This is a genomic window from Vibrio sabulosilitoris, from assembly GCF_055391395.1.
In genome coordinates this window covers 3,248,775-3,265,044 of sequence record NZ_AP029599.1, presented here as the reverse complement: position 1 = coordinate 3,265,044, position 16,270 = coordinate 3,248,775, and the positions used below count along the sequence as shown (strand labels likewise).

The window sequence follows — 16,270 nt, the reverse complement described above, 5'->3', positions numbered from 1 at the left end:
AAGAGTCATTACTAAAAATCCCCGGTTTTTTAGGGGCTTTGTACAACCTAAGCTAGGTTGGTGCTGTTTTTTTGCTCAACCAAAAAACGTGATGAGTATCACCGACTCTCCTCGAGTGCGTTAATCTTCCCGTTGGTTTCTTTCTGATAGTCTCGGTTTGGTTGTCAATGTGGCTGCATTGCTGCTCTCTTCATGCTCATAGATCTCTTCGAGCTGCTTGTAAATCACGTAATACCGATTGATATTTGCCACATACTCCACAGGCTCGCGACTGATGTTTCGTCGCGTCACTATCTCCACATTGTGGAACCACTGGTTGGGGTCATAGCCGTTTTTTTCTGCAAGGCGACGCATGCGGCGAATATTGCCAGGTCCGGCGTTATAGGCAGCCAGTGCAAAGTAGACCTGATTGTCTGCGGTGATGGTGTCGTCATCAAAGTAGCGGTCTTTGATAAAACGCATGTACTTGACGCCCGCATGAATGTTGTTTTCCACTTCATAAATATTGGGAATATTAACATTGGGGTCTTTGGCTGTGCTGGGGAGGATCTGCATGATCCCAACCGCGCCAGCGCGAGAGACTTTACTTTGATCTAGCCCAGACTCTTGAAAGCTCTGCGCAGAGATCATTAGAGAGTCAAAGCCATAGCGCTCTGAGTAGGTCTCGAAAATACCGGAGAGGGACTCCAGGCGCTCGATCTTAGTTGGGTTAAGGATTTGCTTTAACCAACTAGTGTTTTGGATATACTTGCCATAGAGCACGTTACCAAGCAGGGTGCCGGCCTTAGCGGTTTTGATGAACTTGTTCACTGAAGCCTTGAGCTGCGGAGACTGCTTACGCATCGCCCAGGCTATCTGACCATTTTCACGCAGTGGCAACGCATCGTGGATCTGGATGTTGTCAACGACATCGAGCCAAAGCTTGGCTTTATGGCCATCAAGTACAGTTTTACTGATATGGCCTTGGTTGATCATTTCCAACAATTCAAAGTCTTGCAGTGTCTCCTCGACAAACTCGATCAACATAGGCGGAAGGTTTCTCTGATGCAGCTCTGCATTGATCTTCTGCAGGCTCTCAAAGTAACTCGAGCTACTACGAACCCAAACCTCTTCACCACTCAACTGTTCGATACTGGCAATAGGGGAGTGCGCTTTATCGGTGATAAAAAGTTCGCGCACAGTATTGGTTAATGGGTCACTAAAATCGACTTGTAGTGAACGCTTAGGGGTGATGGTAAGGTTAGCGACCGCCAAATCACCGTAGCCCTTGGTGAGTGACGGAATAAGATCATCACGCGCGACAGGAATTACTTGAATTTTCAGATAGGCAGAGCGCTTTTTGAGCTGCTGCTCGTAGTTGTAAAGCAACTCGGCGACGATACCTTTCGGTCGCCCTGATTCTACGTAGTAAAAACCAAGGTCAGCAGAGACCAATACCCGCACCACCCCTTTTTCGATAAAAGTATCCATGTCTCCTAGGTAAGGGTCTTTTTGTAGGGGAGCAAGTGCCAGCCCCCAAGCATTGAGGGAAAAGCAGGTGCATAACACCATCAGGTAGCGGAATAACTGCATAGTAAACCTCACGCACTAAAGAGAAGTTTGTTCAGGGTTAGTAGCAAAGTGGCGTATCAGCGAGCAGGGGAGTAAATAAAAACGGCTACCTAAAAGGTAGCCGCTCAAGGGTAAAATAGCGAGATTACAGCGGATTAAGTTCGATTAATTCTCGGGTACGCTGCGCAGGCTCTTGCAGCCCTAGCTGTTCGTAAGCTTGAAGTTGAATGCGTAAAGATTTGCGAGCCGCTTCCGTGTCCGGGTAGGTACGCTGCAGCTCTTGGGCACGATTGATGGCCGCAATCCATGCCTCACGACGCAGATAAAAGTCAGCGGTCGCCAGATCATACTCGGCTAGGCGATTGGTTAGGGCCAACATACGTTGACGTGCATCATTGCCATATTGGCTGTTCGGGTAACGCTCTAGCAGTCGCTTGAAATCAGCGAAAGCAGCCTTAACCGGCTCAGGGTCACGATCGCTACGATCGACATTAAAGATGTCGTGCATAAAGTTGCGGTCTTGCGCCATATTCGTCAAGCCACGCATGTACAACACCCAATCGATTTTCTCATGGGTTGGATTAAGGCGCATAAAACGCTCAATCGTGGCGAGGCCAAGTGGCAGGTCGTCGTTCTTGTAGTAGGCATAGATCAGATCTAATTGTACCTGCTCAGAGTATGCGCCAAATGGGTAGCGAGAGTCCAAAGCCTCAAGTTGTTCAATGGCCGTTATCCAATTGCCGCCCTGCAAGGCAGTTTGCGCCTCAGCGTAAAGCTCTGAAGGTGGTACGTCAGGGACAATTTCTTCGGTGCTCGAACAGCCGAAAAGAAGTGCAGTTGCGAGTAGGCCTGATAAAGTGCGGTATTTCATGTCAGGTGTTCAATCCATAATTAAATATTTTCTGCGCTTCCGTTACTTTCTACACTGTAACAGATACAATAGCGCCTATTCTTCCACAGTAGTGGTCATTAGTCTCACAGTTTTTAAAAAAGTTCGATATGGCACAACAGATTGAGTTAACACAAACCGTACAAGATAGCCAACTAGGTCAGCGTCTGGATCAGGCAATCGCTGAATTGTTCTCTGATTTCTCCCGCTCGCGACTCAAGGAGTGGCTATTGTCAGGCAAGGTATCAGTGGATGGTCAAGTTGTCACTAAGCCACGCACCAAGGTGATGGGTGGCGAGGTAATCGTGCTGCAAGCAGAGCTTGAGGACGAAGAGCGCTGGGAAGCACAAGATATCCCGTTGGATATCGTTTATGAAGATGACGACATCTTGGTGATCAACAAACCACGCGACTTCGTTGTTCACCCAGGAGCGGGCACACCCGATGGCACAGTGCTCAACGCATTGTTGCACCACTGCCCACAGGTGGCGGAAGTGCCGCGTGCCGGGATTGTTCACCGCTTGGATAAAGACACCACAGGTTTGATGGTGGTAGCGAAAACCGTTCCTGCACAAACTCGCTTGGTTCGTGCACTGCAAAAACGCAACATTACCCGTGAGTATGAGGCGATTGCGATTGGTCGTATGACCGCTGGTGGTCGTGTTGAGCAGCCAATTGGTCGTCACTCAACCAAGCGTACCCTGATGGCTGTCAGTCCAATGGGTAAGCCTGCGGTAACCCATTACCGCGTTGCAGAACATTTCCGCGAGCATACGCGTATTCGCCTGCGCCTAGAGACCGGTCGTACGCACCAGATCCGTGTGCATATGTCTTACCTTCAGCATCCACTGTTGGGTGATACGGCATACGGTGGTCGTGCACGCATTCCGAATGGTGCCTCTGAAGAGCTTACTGAGCATATTCGCCAGTTTGACCGTCAAGCACTGCATGCGGCGATGCTCAAGTTTGAGCACCCAGTGACCCGTGAAGAGGTTGAGTTCCACGCCCCGATCCCAGATGACATGGTTGCCATTACGGAAGCGCTGCGTGAAGACACACAAATCCACGGTCTAGCAGACGAGTTCTAATATGATGATTGTCCCTAACTGGCCTGCGCCAGTGAATATCAAGGCGATATCTTCGCTAAGAAAAGGAGGCGCCTCGCTTGCCCCATACGATTCACTCAATGTCGGCATGCATGTTGGGGACATCAACAGCACAGTGGAACTCAATCGACAGCGCTTGGTGTTCGCGGCCGAGATGCCTTCGAATCCAGTGTGGCTAAATCAGACTCACTCCAACTATGTTCACGAGCTTGTGCAGCCGACGGCTGAGGTTATTGATGCGGATGCAACCTTCACTAACGTGCAAGGCGTGGTATGCGCAGCGATGACGGCGGATTGCCTTCCTGTCCTACTCACCGACAAAGCAGGGACGCAGGTAGCGGCGGTACATGCCGGTTGGCGTGGTCTTGCCAATGGCATTGTCGACAATGCCCTAGCTAAGTTTGCGGTTGAATCACCAAGCGATATTATCGCTTGGTTAGGGCCTGCGATTGGTCCAGATGCCTTTGAGGTTGGTCAGGATGTGTTTGATGCCTTTGTTGGGCAAAATCGCCAAGCGCAAGTGGCATTTAAACCGAGCTCCAATGAGAGTGGTAAGTATTTTGCCAATATGCACCTACTAGCGACAATGGTGCTCAACCGTTTTGGTGTTGATGAGGTCTACCGTAGTGAGTTGTGTACCCACACGGAGAAGGAGTCGCTATTTTCTTACCGTCGTGATGGCGTTACCGGAAGGCAAGTGACCTGTATCTGGATTGATGCGTAGCGCCCTTAGCGCTGCGCCTTACCAACTATAACTCTTACCTTGAAAGCCTCGCTTTAAAAATTCCCCTTGAAAAATCCCCACTAAATATCCATCTATTGATATATGAAGTGCGACACTTAGCGCGCAGCGTTTACTACACCACACAGGTCCGCTAACCGGGTTGTGGTTATACCAATGAATGGAGGCAGTTATGCGTCTAGATCGTTTTACGAGCAAATTTCAAGTTGCTATTTCTGATGCCCAATCTCTGGCTCTAGGTCGAGATCACCAGTATATCGAACCGGTACACTTAATGGTGGCCTTGCTTGATCAGAATGGCAGTCCTATCCGACCATTGTTGACTATGCTCGGAGTCGACATCACTCACCTACGCTCAAAACTGAGCGAACTGCTCGATAAGTTGCCCAAGGTCAGCGGCATTGGTGGTGACGTGCAGTTATCGGGCAATATGGGCAATATGTTCAACCTGTGCGATAAGGTCGCGCAAAAGCGCCAAGACAGCTACATCTCGTCAGAGATCTTTTTGCTTGCCGCACTCGAAGACAAGGGCCCGCTAGGCGCCCTGTTGAAAAAACTCGGTCTAAACGAGCAAAAGGTGACTCAAGCGATCGAAAAGATCAGAGGTGGCCAAAAGGTCGATGACCCTAACGCTGAAGAGATGCGTCAAGCACTGGAAAAGTTCACCATTGACCTTACCGAGCGTGCAGAGCAGGGCAAACTGGACCCAGTGATAGGACGTGATGATGAAATCCGTCGTACCATTCAGGTGCTGCAGCGTCGCACTAAAAACAACCCAGTGATCATTGGTGAGCCTGGGGTCGGTAAGACGGCGATTGTTGAGGGTTTGGCGCAGCGTATCATCAACGATGAGGTGCCGGAGGGGCTACGTGGTCGACGTGTGCTTGCGCTGGATATGGGGGCGTTAGTTGCCGGTGCCAAATATCGCGGAGAATTTGAGGAACGCCTCAAATCGGTGCTCAATGAACTATCCAAAGAAGAGGGTAATATCATCCTCTTTATTGATGAGCTGCACACCATGGTCGGCGCGGGTAAAGGCGAAGGCTCAATGGATGCTGGTAACATGCTCAAGCCAGCCCTAGCGAGAGGTGAGTTGCACTGTGTTGGCGCAACGACGCTGGATGAGTATCGACAGTACATTGAGAAAGACCCTGCGCTCGAGCGTCGTTTCCAAAAAGTGCTGGTGGATGAGCCGACCGTAGAAGATACTGTCGCTATATTGCGTGGCCTCAAAGAGCGCTACGAGCTACACCACCACGTTGAGATCACCGACCCCGCAATTGTCGCAGCGGCAAGCTTATCCCATCGCTATGTTTCTGATCGCCAGTTGCCGGATAAGGCGATTGACTTGATTGATGAGGCAGCCTCAAGCATTCGTATGCAGATGGACTCGAAGCCTGAGTCACTTGATAAGCTTGAGCGTAAGATCATTCAGCTTAAGATTGAGCAACAGGCTCTAGTGAACGAGCAAGACGATGCCAGTGAAAAGCGCCTTAACTCGCTCAATTCTGAACTTGTCGAGAAAGAGCGTGAGTTTGCTGAGCTTGAAGAGGTGTGGAACGCGGAAAAGGCGGCGCTGTCGGGTACACAACACATCAAGGCAGAGCTTGAGCAGGCTCGGATGGATATGGATTTTGCTCGTCGAGCGGGGGATCTTAACCGTATGTCTGAGCTTCAGTATGGACGCATTCCAGAGCTTGAGAAGCAACTCGACTTAGCCACCCAAGCTGAAATGCAAGAGATGACGCTGTTGCGTAACAAGGTGACCGATAGCGAGATCGCCGAAGTGTTGTCAAAAGCAACCGGCATTCCTGTGTCGAAGATGCTTGAGGCTGAGCGAGAAAAGCTATTGCGCATGGAAGAGGTTCTACATAAGCGCGTGATTGGACAAAAAGAAGCCGTCGATGTTGTGGCCAATGCCATACGTCGCAGCCGCGCTGGCCTGTCGGATCCCAATAAGCCGATTGGTTCGTTCCTATTCTTAGGGCCAACTGGGGTCGGTAAAACCGAGCTATGCAAAACATTGGCGAACTTTATGTTCGATAGTGAAGACGCCATGGTACGTATCGATATGTCGGAGTTTATGGAGAAACACTCGGTTGCGCGATTGGTTGGTGCTCCTCCGGGTTATGTTGGCTATGAAGAGGGGGGTTACCTGACGGAAGCGGTCAGACGCAAGCCCTATTCAGTGATCTTGTTGGATGAAGTAGAGAAGGCGCATCCAGATGTGTTTAACATTCTCCTGCAGGTGCTCGATGACGGGCGACTCACCGATGGACAGGGGCGAACGGTCGACTTTAGAAATACGGTCGTGATCATGACATCGAACCTAGGCTCAAACCGAATCCAAGAGAACTTTGCTCAATTAGATTATGAGGGCATCAAGAGTGCGGTAATGGAAGTGGTTGGTAGTCACTTTAGACCGGAATTTCTTAATCGAGTCGATGAGAGCGTGGTATTCCATCCGCTGGGGCAGCAGCACATCAAGTCGATTGCACAAATCCAGTTGCGTCGCCTTGCCAAACGAATGGAAGAAAAAGGCTACTTGCTCGATACCAGTGATGAAGCACTAGAGTTTATCGCTCAGGTAGGCTTCGATCCTGTCTATGGCGCGCGCCCACTAAAGAGGGCGATCCAACAGACGGTAGAGAATCCTTTAGCGAAAGCTATCCTTGGCGGACAAATCGTCCCGGATAGACCTATTGAGTTATCGGTTAAGGACCAACACATAGTCGCAACGCAAAGATAACTCTCATTAGTACCCCAAAGAGGCCGAAAACGTGTGTTTTCGGTCTTTTTTTGTGCGCATTGGTTGCTATTTGTCCGAACGATTGGTTTTGGTGTTTTTTTTTGAAATTGGCTATTGCCAAGCGTCAAACAATCTCTATAATGCGCCTCCGTTGTCACGCAAAACCAAACGGTCGAGCGAGAAGACAAAAGGTCATTGAAGTTAATTAGATAGCTTCAAAAAATAAATTTAAAAAAGTGTTTGACACTAAGATTTATTTGGCTAGAATGACCGTCCGCTTTGAGATGAAGTTCAAAGCAAAGCTCTTTAAAAATATAAACCTATCAATCTGTGTGGGCACTCGTTGATGATAATCCACTTTTGGTTTTCACTTTTTTATAAAAAGTAAAATCAAAAACTGATTCTTCGGAATCATTTGGCTATCAATGAACTGAGTGACCAATTTGAATGAGCAATCATTCGAGCACAGTCAATTCACATATCGTTAGATATGAATTCAGTATTCATTGAGCCGACAAAATCTTAAATTGAAGAGTTTGATCATGGCTCAGATTGAACGCTGGCGGCAGGCCTAACACATGCAAGTCGAGCGGCAGCGACAGTTACAATCCTTCGGGTGCGTTTCTGGGCGGCGAGCGGCGGACGGGTGAGTAATGCCTGGGAATATGCCTTGATGTGGGGGATAACTATTGGAAACGATAGCTAATACCGCATAATGCCCTTGTTTATAATGAACAGGAGCCAAAGAGGGGGACCTTTTAGGCCTCTCGCGTCAAGATTAGCCCAGGTGGGATTAGCTAGTTGGTGAGGTAATGGCTCACCAAGGCAACGATCCCTAGCTGGTCTGAGAGGATGATCAGCCACACTGGAACTGAGACACGGTCCAGACTCCTACGGGAGGCAGCAGTGGGGAATATTGCACAATGGGCGCAAGCCTGATGCAGCCATGCCGCGTGTGTGAAGAAGGCCTTCGGGTTGTAAAGCACTTTCAGCAGTGAGGAAGGTATCGTAGTTAATAGCTGCGGTATTTGACGTTAGCTGCAGAAGAAGCACCGGCTAACTCCGTGCCAGCAGCCGCGGTAATACGGAGGGTGCGAGCGTTAATCGGAATTACTGGGCGTAAAGCGCATGCAGGTGGATGATTAAGTCAGATGTGAAAGCCCGGGGCTCAACCTCGGAACAGCATTTGAAACTGGTCATCTAGAGTACTGTAGAGGGGGGTAGAATTTCAGGTGTAGCGGTGAAATGCGTAGAGATCTGAAGGAATACCGGTGGCGAAGGCGGCCCCCTGGACAGATACTGACACTCAGATGCGAAAGCGTGGGGAGCAAACAGGATTAGATACCCTGGTAGTCCACGCCGTAAACGATGTCTACTTGGAGGTTGTGGCCTTGAGCCGTGGCTTTCGGAGCTAACGCGTTAAGTAGACCGCCTGGGGAGTACGGTCGCAAGATTAAAACTCAAATGAATTGACGGGGGCCCGCACAAGCGGTGGAGCATGTGGTTTAATTCGATGCAACGCGAAGAACCTTACCTACTCTTGACATCCATAGAACTTAGCAGAGATGCTTTGGTGCCTTCGGGAACTATGAGACAGGTGCTGCATGGCTGTCGTCAGCTCGTGTTGTGAAATGTTGGGTTAAGTCCCGCAACGAGCGCAACCCTTATCCTTGTTTGCCAGCGAGTAATGTCGGGAACTCCAGGGAGACTGCCGGTGATAAACCGGAGGAAGGTGGGGACGACGTCAAGTCATCATGGCCCTTACGAGTAGGGCTACACACGTGCTACAATGGCGCATACAGAGGGCAGCCAACTTGCGAGAGTGAGCGAATCCCAAAAAGTGCGTCGTAGTCCGGATTGGAGTCTGCAACTCGACTCCATGAAGTCGGAATCGCTAGTAATCGTAGATCAGAATGCTACGGTGAATACGTTCCCGGGCCTTGTACACACCGCCCGTCACACCATGGGAGTGGGCTGCAAAAGAAGTGGGTAGTTTAACCTTCGGGAGGACGCTCACCACTTTGTGGTTCATGACTGGGGTGAAGTCGTAACAAGGTAGCCCTAGGGGAACCTGGGGCTGGATCACCTCCTTATACGATGATTATTGCGATGAGTGTTCACACAGATTGATATGGTTTGTAAAAGAAAGAGTGATTTTACTGTTTAGGTAAAATCAAAATTGGGGGTCTGTAGCTCAGGTGGTTAGAGCGTTCGCCTGATAAGCGAGAGGTCGGTGGTTCAAGTCCACTCAGACCCACCAAATCTTTCCGTCTGCTGCGTCAACAAGCGCGTTGTGTACTGATGTACACGGCCTTACTTGTTTCCTTGCATACGAAAAGATTCCCAGTCTCAATGACTGTTTATGGATTTATCCATTGATGGGGCTATAGCTCAGCTGGGAGAGCGCCTGCCTTGCACGCAGGAGGTCAGCAGTTCGATCCTGCTTAGCTCCACCATCTTTAAGGGTTTTTCCTTAAGAATCTTTAAAAATGGTTCATTTAATTGAATCAAGCTCTTTAACAATTTGGAAAGCTGACGAATAACAACAATCCCCTTATCTTTTAGATAAGTGTTGTTATTCAAATAAAAGTTCTCAAATCCTAAGTCTTTAAGATTTAGGTACCAACACACATTCAAGTGTTCTTGGAAGTAGCGAAAGCTACTTAATATTTGAGTCCGGCAAAATCGAGTCTGCATCATGTATAAAAATTGCAGACAACTTTGGTTGTTTAACGACAATCTCATGGTTTCTTTGAAACTCTTTGGGGTTGTATGGTTAAGTGACTAAGCGTACACGGTGGATGCCTTGGCAGTCAGAGGCGATGAAAGACGTAGTAACTTGCGATAAGCCCAGATTAGGTAGTAACAACCTGTGAGTCTGGGATTTCTGAATGGGGAAACCCACTCTCATAAGAGAGTATCACTAACTGAATACATAGGTTAGTGAGGCGAACCGGGGGAACTGAAACATCTAAGTACCCCGAGGAAAAGAAATCAACCGAGATTCCGAAAGTAGCGGCGAGCGAAATTGGATTAGCCCTTAAGCTTTTAATGATACAGGTGAAGCCTCTGGAAAGTGGCGCGATACCGGGTGATAGCCCCGTAACCGACATATCATAATCAGTGAAATCGAGTAGGGCGGGACACGTGATATCCTGTCTGAATATGGGGGGACCATCCTCCAAGGCTAAATACTACTGACTGACCGATAGTGAACCAGTACCGTGAGGGAAAGGCGAAAAGAACCCCTGTGAGGGGAGTGAAATAGAACCTGAAACCGTGTACGTACAAGCAGTAGGAGCACCTTCGTGGTGTGACTGCGTACCTTTTGTATAATGGGTCAGCGACTTATATTCAGTAGCGAGGTTAACCATCTAGGGGAGCCGTAGAGAAATCGAGTCTTAACTGGGCGTCGAGTTGCTGGATATAGACCCGAAACCAGGTGATCTAGCCATGGGCAGGTTGAAGGTTGAGTAACATCAACTGGAGGACCGAACCGACTAATGTTGAAAAATTAGCGGATGACTTGTGGCTAGGGGTGAAAGGCCAATCAAACCTGGAGATAGCTGGTTCTCCCCGAAATCTATTTAGGTAGAGCCTCGGACGAATACTACTGGGGGTAGAGCACTGTTAAGGCTAGGGGGTCATCCCGACTTACCAACCCTTTGCAAACTCCGAATACCAGTAAGTACTATCCGGGAGACACACGGCGGGTGCTAACGTCCGTCGTGGAGAGGGAAACAACCCAGACCGCCAGCTAAGGTCCCAAAGTATAGCTAAGTGGGAAACGATGTGGGAAGGCTTAGACAGCTAGGATGTTGGCTTAGAAGCAGCCATCATTTAAAGAAAGCGTAATAGCTCACTAGTCGAGTCGGCCTGCGCGGAAGATGTAACGGGGCTAAGCTATACACCGAAGCTGCGGCAATGACTTTTAGTCATTGGGTAGGGGAGCGTTCTGTAAGCCGTTGAAGGTGAGCTGTAAGGCTTGCTGGAGGTATCAGAAGTGCGAATGCTGACATGAGTAACGATAAAGGGGGTGAAAAACCTCCTCGCCGGAAGACCAAGGGTTCCTGTCCAACGTTAATCGGGGCAGGGTAAGTCGACCCCTAAGGCGAGGCCGAAAGGCGTAGTCGATGGGAAACGGGTTAATATTCCCGTACTTCTTACAATTGCGATGGGGGGACGGAGAAGGCTAGGTGGGCCTGGCGACGGTTGTCCAGGTTCAAGTGCGTAGGCTTGAGAGTTAGGTAAATCCGGCTCTCTTTAAGGCTGAGACACGATGTCGAGCATCTACGGATGTGAAGTCATTGATGCCATGCTTCCAGGAAAAGCCTCTAAGCTTCAGATTGTAAGGAATCGTACCCCAAACCGACACAGGTGGTCGGGTAGAGAATACCAAGGCGCTTGAGAGAACTCGGGTGAAGGAACTAGGCAAAATGGTACCGTAACTTCGGGAGAAGGTACGCTCCTCGCGGTGAAGTCCCTTGCGGATGGAGCTATGGGGAGTCGCAGATACCAGGTGGCTGCAACTGTTTATTAAAAACACAGCACTGTGCAAAATCGTAAGATGACGTATACGGTGTGACGCCTGCCCGGTGCCGGAAGGTTAATTGATGGGGTTAGACTTAGGTCGAAGCTCTTGATCGAAGCCCCGGTAAACGGCGGCCGTAACTATAACGGTCCTAAGGTAGCGAAATTCCTTGTCGGGTAAGTTCCGACCTGCACGAATGGCGTAATGATGGCCACGCTGTCTCCACCCGAGACTCAGTGAAATTGAAATCGCTGTGAAGATGCAGTGTACCCGCGGCTAGACGGAAAGACCCCGTGAACCTTTACTACAGCTTGGCACTGAACATTGAGCCTACATGTGTAGGATAGGTGGGAGGCTTTGAAGCAGGTACGCCAGTATCTGTGGAGCCATCCTTGAAATACCACCCTTGTATGTTTGATGTTCTAACTTAGACCCCTTATCGGGGTTGAGGACAGTGCCTGGTGGGTAGTTTGACTGGGGCGGTCTCCTCCCAAAGAGTAACGGAGGAGCACGAAGGTGGGCTAATCACGGTTGGACATCGTGAGGTTAGTGCAATGGCATAAGCCCGCTTGACTGCGAGAATGACAATTCGAGCAGGTGCGAAAGCAGGTCATAGTGATCCGGTGGTTCTGTATGGAAGGGCCATCGCTCAACGGATAAAAGGTACTCCGGGGATAACAGGCTGATACCGCCCAAGAGTTCATATCGACGGCGGTGTTTGGCACCTCGATGTCGGCTCATCACATCCTGGGGCTGAAGTCGGTCCCAAGGGTATGGCTGTTCGCCATTTAAAGTGGTACGCGAGCTGGGTTTAGAACGTCGTGAGACAGTTCGGTCCCTATCTGCCGTGGGCGTTGGAAGATTGAAGGGGGCTGCTCCTAGTACGAGAGGACCGGAGTGGACGAACCTCTGGTGTTCGGGTTGTGATGCCAATCGCATTGCCCGGTAGCTAAGTTCGGAATCGATAACCGCTGAAAGCATCTAAGCGGGAAGCGAGCCCTGAGATGAGTCTTCCCTGATACTTTAAGTATCCTTAAGGGTTGTTCGAGACTAGAACGTTGATAGGCAGGGTGTGTAAGCGTTGTGAGGCGTTGAGCTAACCTGTACTAATTGCCCGTGAGGCTTAACCATACAACACCCAAAGGGTTTTGATGGACTCAAAGCTAAGAACTTTGAATGTGTAAGAGAATAGAAGCGAGAAACGAGAGTCGAGAGACGAGTTTTTAAGCTTACAGCTTTCCGAATTTAAAAATTTGCTTGGCGACCATAGCGATTTGGACCCACCTGATTTCCATGCCGAACTCAGAAGTGAAACGAATTAGCGCCGATGGTAGTGTGGGGCTTCCCCATGTGAGAGTAGGACATCGCCAGGCTTTGAACATACTCTGTTTAAAGCGCTCTAGAGATAAGACTTTAAATGGACCACTGCGGAGTGGTAGTTCAGTTGGTTAGAATACCGGCCTGTCACGCCGGGGGTCGCGGGTTCGAGTCCCGTCCACTCCGCCACTTATTCAAAGACAAAGTTAAGTCTCTAAAACAACTACAGGGGTGTAGCTCCAATTGGCAGAGCAGCGGATTCCAAATCCGCGTGTTGGGAGTTCGAATCTCTCCACCCCTGCCATACACGAAAGCCTCGGTCGAAAGACCGAGGCTTTTTTGCGTCTAAGAGGCGAGATCGCTGCGCTGCGAGAGGCGAGAATCGAGGGTGCGGGGTTCGAGGACGCTAACGCTACGAGTAGCGAGTAGTTTGTGGGTGAGGGAAGTTTACCGCTCACGCATACTTCTATATATCCCAGAGATCAAAAGGAAAAAGCCCAGCATTTACGAATGCTGGGCTTTTTTTCATTGTCGCATAAGTGTGCAGTAGGAGTATTGAACTTTCGACTATCTCCGCACCACTTGCTACTCGTAGGGCGATAGCCCGTCCCCGAACCCCGCACCTGCGATTTTATACCAATCTGGAAAATTAACTGGTCAGGTTAATCCACTCTCGCGTGCACATTTTGGTAACCCTATCTGTACTATCCAAGAAGCGATTCCATGCCTTGCACACTTTCGACACGATATCGTCGTAATCAGTGAAGCTCTGATTGGCAAGATAATGTTGTCGGAGCCAGCTCCACACTTGCTCTATTGGGTTTAGCTCTGGTGAATACGCCGGAAGCTTAATGATGCTGACATTGTCGAACTCTTGTGCAATATCATCAGTATGCCATCCGGCACCATCCATAATGACCACCGCGTGATGACCTTTCTGAGTAACCGTTGAAATCTGTTTGAGATGCTCAATCATAATCTCTTTATTGACCCAGGGAACAATTATCGCTTCACCGATCCCTCTAGCCGGGCATACAAAGCCAAACAAATACGCATATTCAAACTGCTGCTGCTTTACCGCTCTCGGTCTCGAACCACGCTCTGCCCAAAGACGAGTTGTGGTATTTTGCTGACCAAATCTCGCTTCATCTTGAAACCAGACATCGACATTATTGAGCGCCACATGGCCGGGGATCTTAAGGATCGTTTCAATTTTGAATTTTTTTAAAATCGTCTTGTACTTGCTGTGATTGGCGAGGGTGCTTGGAGCGAGAGGTTATCCAAGAGAAGCCCATATGATTGAGTAAATAGTAGATAGAATCGGGGTGATAGTGTTTACCAAACTCTTTCACGATATAGGCATGTATATCAGCCCCGGTTAACCTGCCGCCAGATGAGTCTTCTGCTTGAGACGTTATGAATTGGCTTAACTGTTCACGCTGCTGGGCATTGAGAAATGCGGGCCGACCCGTTCTTGGTTTGTCTTGCAGTCCTTCAAGCCCTTCCTCAAAGAATGTTCGCACCCATTTATTTACGCTGGTTCTACTGACTTTAAGAAATTTGGCGATCTGGGTGCGAGACTGACCCTCTTTGAAGTGAGCCAGCGCGAGTAATCGCATCTTCATCTGGATAGATTTTTGTTGTCTAGCAAGTTTTTTAAAATCAATATTATCGAGGCTGTCCATAGCATCCGAATTCATATTAAAGAAACAACCTCAATTAGATCATACTTTTACTTAGATTGGTATAATAGCGAACTAGTGGCTATCACCATACCGCTCGCTCCCCGGAGGGCGATAGCCCGTACTCGAACCCCGCCCCTGTAATTTCCGCCCCTGTGGTTTTATAAGATGCTTTTCGGTACGATTCGGCGCAGTTTGACCTTGAACCTTTTCCACAGACTGACGTTATGGTCTGGGCTGAAATCGGGGGTGATTTGCCATGCATTGTCCGGTTCCATTTCTATAAGCATTGCGTCTTTTACACCTTTAGTAATCTCTGGTGAGTGGATTACCGTAAAGCTTTCTGTATTGAGGTTGGCGCTGCGAGGATCGAAGTTATAGGTGCCTATGACTGTTGTTGAGTCATCGATCACCATACTCTTGGCATGAAGCCCAAAAATAGGTGTGGTTGGCAGACGTTTAAACATATGTTCTGTCATCACTCTTTGCCTAACTCTAGCGTCCGGACGAAACTCATATAGCTCAACGCCAGTGTTCAGTAGGGCTTCTCGGCTGCGTTGATAACCGCTAAACGCTTCGAGATTATCAGTTGATGCAAGGCTGTTAGTCAGTATCTTTATTTCGATACCACTATCGACCAAATGTTGGAGAAACTCTCGATCTGCCTGACTCGTCACCAAGTAGGGAGTTTGAATTATGATGCTCTTTTCCGATTGGCTGAGCAGCTCGATCAACTTGGTGTGAGTTGGACTGCCACCGGCTAGAAAAGCGGTTTGATCATTTTTGCCCGGTTGATCAGATATATATTCAACACGATCGACAAAAGTAAATTTACCTTGCTCGGCGAGACGTTGGAAAGTGTGGGGGACTTGTTCTATCTCTTTACGAACATCAGGATGAAAATTGGTTGGATTACAAGCATAGCTGTGTAATCGGGAGAACTCCGGTTGAGCGTCTTGATCATCAAACTCGGCAAGGTGTTCTATGGGCACACTTAATTCACTGTGCCAAAATGTCTCAAACGATGACTGCATATCATCCACCGCTTCACCCGCCAGAAACACATCTCGATCTCTAAAGTTATATTCATGATCAAAACCAAAGTATTCATTAGCGATGTTACGTCCACCAGTGATGGCTACCTGTCCATCCACGATGAAGACTTTGTTATGCATTCTCTGATTGAATGCGTGAAAATCCAACATTAGAGTGCCGACTTTCTGAACTAGATTTCTACCCATATTGGTATTTGGGTTATAGACCTTGAACGCGATGTTCTTATGAGCGGATAACATCTGCAACTCATCCGCTCTAGCACCCAGTAACAAGTCATCAATGATGACCCGAACCTTCACGCCACGTTCAGCGGCCCTCACCAGATAGTCGGTTGCAATAAGACCCACATTGTCGACCGAAAAGATGAAGTACTGGATATCGATAGATTGCTCTGCCCGAGATGTCAGCCAAGCCCTAGACATCATCGCCTCAGCCCCTTGCTCGAGCACATAAACTCCAGTCTTGGTTTCTAACTCGTGTTGGAAGGGAGTGATATAAGTGGAGAGAGGTTCTACCTCTGTAGTCGGGCGCAGCGCGCAATAGTCGTATTCGGACAGAGGGACACTGTCTGGCTGTTCACTACAACCAGTTGTGAATAAGGTAAGAGTTGTGATTAGAGTAATTTTTTCACGGTAGTATGTACCTAA

7 protein-coding genes, 4 tRNA genes and 3 rRNA genes are annotated in these 16,270 nt (G+C 48.9%); 10 read left to right on the top strand and 4 right to left on the bottom strand.

The genetic code is table 11. The features are described 5' to 3' along the window. Nucleotides 1–120: 120 nt before the first annotated feature. Both ACZ5R2_RS15310 and bamD read right to left on the bottom strand, forming a co-directional pair. Nucleotides 121–1,572 (bottom strand): MltF family protein, encoded by a 1,452-nt coding sequence (locus tag ACZ5R2_RS15310; protein ID WP_464900170.1) that lies wholly within the window; start codon nucleotides 1,570–1,572, stop codon nucleotides 121–123. Between the two features lie 124 nt (nucleotides 1,573–1,696). Then, nucleotides 1,697–2,422 (bottom strand): outer membrane protein assembly factor BamD, encoded by a 726-nt coding sequence (gene bamD, locus ACZ5R2_RS15305; protein WP_464900169.1) that lies wholly within the window; start codon nucleotides 2,420–2,422, stop codon nucleotides 1,697–1,699. 128 nt (nucleotides 2,423–2,550) lie between these two features. Here bamD and rluD point away from each other — a divergent pair, with 128 nt between their 5' ends. The 10 genes from rluD to ACZ5R2_RS15255 all read left to right on the top strand — a co-directional run bounded on the left by rluD (nucleotide 2,551) and on the right by ACZ5R2_RS15255 (nucleotide 13,189). After that, on the top strand, nucleotides 2,551–3,528 hold the full coding sequence (rluD, locus tag ACZ5R2_RS15300; protein WP_438475986.1) for a 23S rRNA pseudouridine(1911/1915/1917) synthase RluD: 978 nt from the start codon (nucleotides 2,551–2,553) through the stop codon (nucleotides 3,526–3,528). A 4-nt stretch (nucleotides 3,529–3,532) separates the two neighbouring features. Further along, nucleotides 3,533–4,270, top strand: coding sequence for a peptidoglycan editing factor PgeF (pgeF, locus tag ACZ5R2_RS15295; protein WP_464902386.1), 738 nt, complete (start codon nucleotides 3,533–3,535; stop codon nucleotides 4,268–4,270). 190 nt (nucleotides 4,271–4,460) lie between these two features. Then, nucleotides 4,461–7,037 carry an ATP-dependent chaperone ClpB gene (clpB, locus tag ACZ5R2_RS15290; protein WP_464900168.1) on the top strand — a complete coding sequence of 859 codons (2,577 nt, stop codon included), beginning with the start codon at nucleotides 4,461–4,463 and terminating at the stop codon, nucleotides 7,035–7,037. Between the two features lie 524 nt (nucleotides 7,038–7,561). Beyond that, a 16S ribosomal RNA gene (locus ACZ5R2_RS15285) occupies nucleotides 7,562–9,130 on the top strand. Between the two features lie 90 nt (nucleotides 9,131–9,220). Continuing rightward, nucleotides 9,221–9,297: transfer RNA gene (locus tag ACZ5R2_RS15280), tRNA-Ile, on the top strand. Nucleotides 9,298–9,417: 120 nt separating this feature from the next. Beyond that, a tRNA-Ala gene (locus ACZ5R2_RS15275) sits at nucleotides 9,418–9,493 on the top strand. Between the two features lie 318 nt (nucleotides 9,494–9,811). Next, a 23S ribosomal RNA gene (locus tag ACZ5R2_RS15270) occupies nucleotides 9,812–12,699 on the top strand. Between the two features lie 125 nt (nucleotides 12,700–12,824). Then, nucleotides 12,825–12,941, top strand: a 5S ribosomal RNA gene (gene rrf / locus ACZ5R2_RS15265). Together the 16S, 23S and 5S rRNA genes with 4 tRNA genes alongside form the textbook arrangement of a ribosomal RNA operon. Nucleotides 12,942–12,997: 56 nt before the next feature. After that, nucleotides 12,998–13,074: transfer RNA gene (locus tag ACZ5R2_RS15260), tRNA-Asp, on the top strand. A 38-nt stretch (nucleotides 13,075–13,112) separates the two neighbouring features. Continuing rightward, nucleotides 13,113–13,189 (top strand) — tRNA-Trp (locus ACZ5R2_RS15255). A gap of 345 nt (nucleotides 13,190–13,534) precedes the next feature. Here the strand turns inward: ACZ5R2_RS15255 and ACZ5R2_RS15250 are convergent. Both ACZ5R2_RS15250 and ACZ5R2_RS15245 read right to left on the bottom strand, forming a co-directional pair. Beyond that, nucleotides 13,535–14,570, bottom strand: a protein-coding gene (locus ACZ5R2_RS15250; RefSeq protein ID WP_464902385.1) for an IS630 family transposase whose coding sequence is annotated in 2 segments (ribosomal slippage) — nucleotides 13,535–14,110 and nucleotides 14,112–14,570 — 1,035 coding nt in all. Because the reading frame shifts where the segments join, the coding sequence is not laid out codon by codon here. Between the two features lie 158 nt (nucleotides 14,571–14,728). After that, nucleotides 14,729–16,048 (bottom strand): phospholipase D-like domain-containing protein, encoded by a 1,320-nt coding sequence (locus ACZ5R2_RS15245; protein ID WP_464900167.1) that lies wholly within the window; start codon nucleotides 16,046–16,048, stop codon nucleotides 14,729–14,731. Nucleotides 16,049–16,270 lie beyond the last annotated feature (222 nt).

Coding starts and splice junctions, on each gene's coding strand:
- ACZ5R2_RS15310 (WP_464900170.1), bottom strand. CDS start 1,572: ATGCAGTTATTCCGCTACCTGATGGTGTTATGCACCTGCTTTTCCCTC.
- bamD (WP_464900169.1), bottom strand. CDS start 2,422: ATGAAATACCGCACTTTATCAGGCCTACTCGCAACTGCACTTCTTTTC.
- rluD (WP_438475986.1), top strand. CDS start 2,551: ATGGCACAACAGATTGAGTTAACACAAACCGTACAAGATAGCCAACTA.
- pgeF (WP_464902386.1), top strand. CDS start 3,533: ATGATTGTCCCTAACTGGCCTGCGCCAGTGAATATCAAGGCGATATCT.
- clpB (WP_464900168.1), top strand. CDS start 4,461: ATGCGTCTAGATCGTTTTACGAGCAAATTTCAAGTTGCTATTTCTGAT.
- ACZ5R2_RS15245 (WP_464900167.1), bottom strand. CDS start 16,048: ATGATGTCTAGGGCTTGGCTGACATCTCGGGCAGAGCAATCTATCGAT.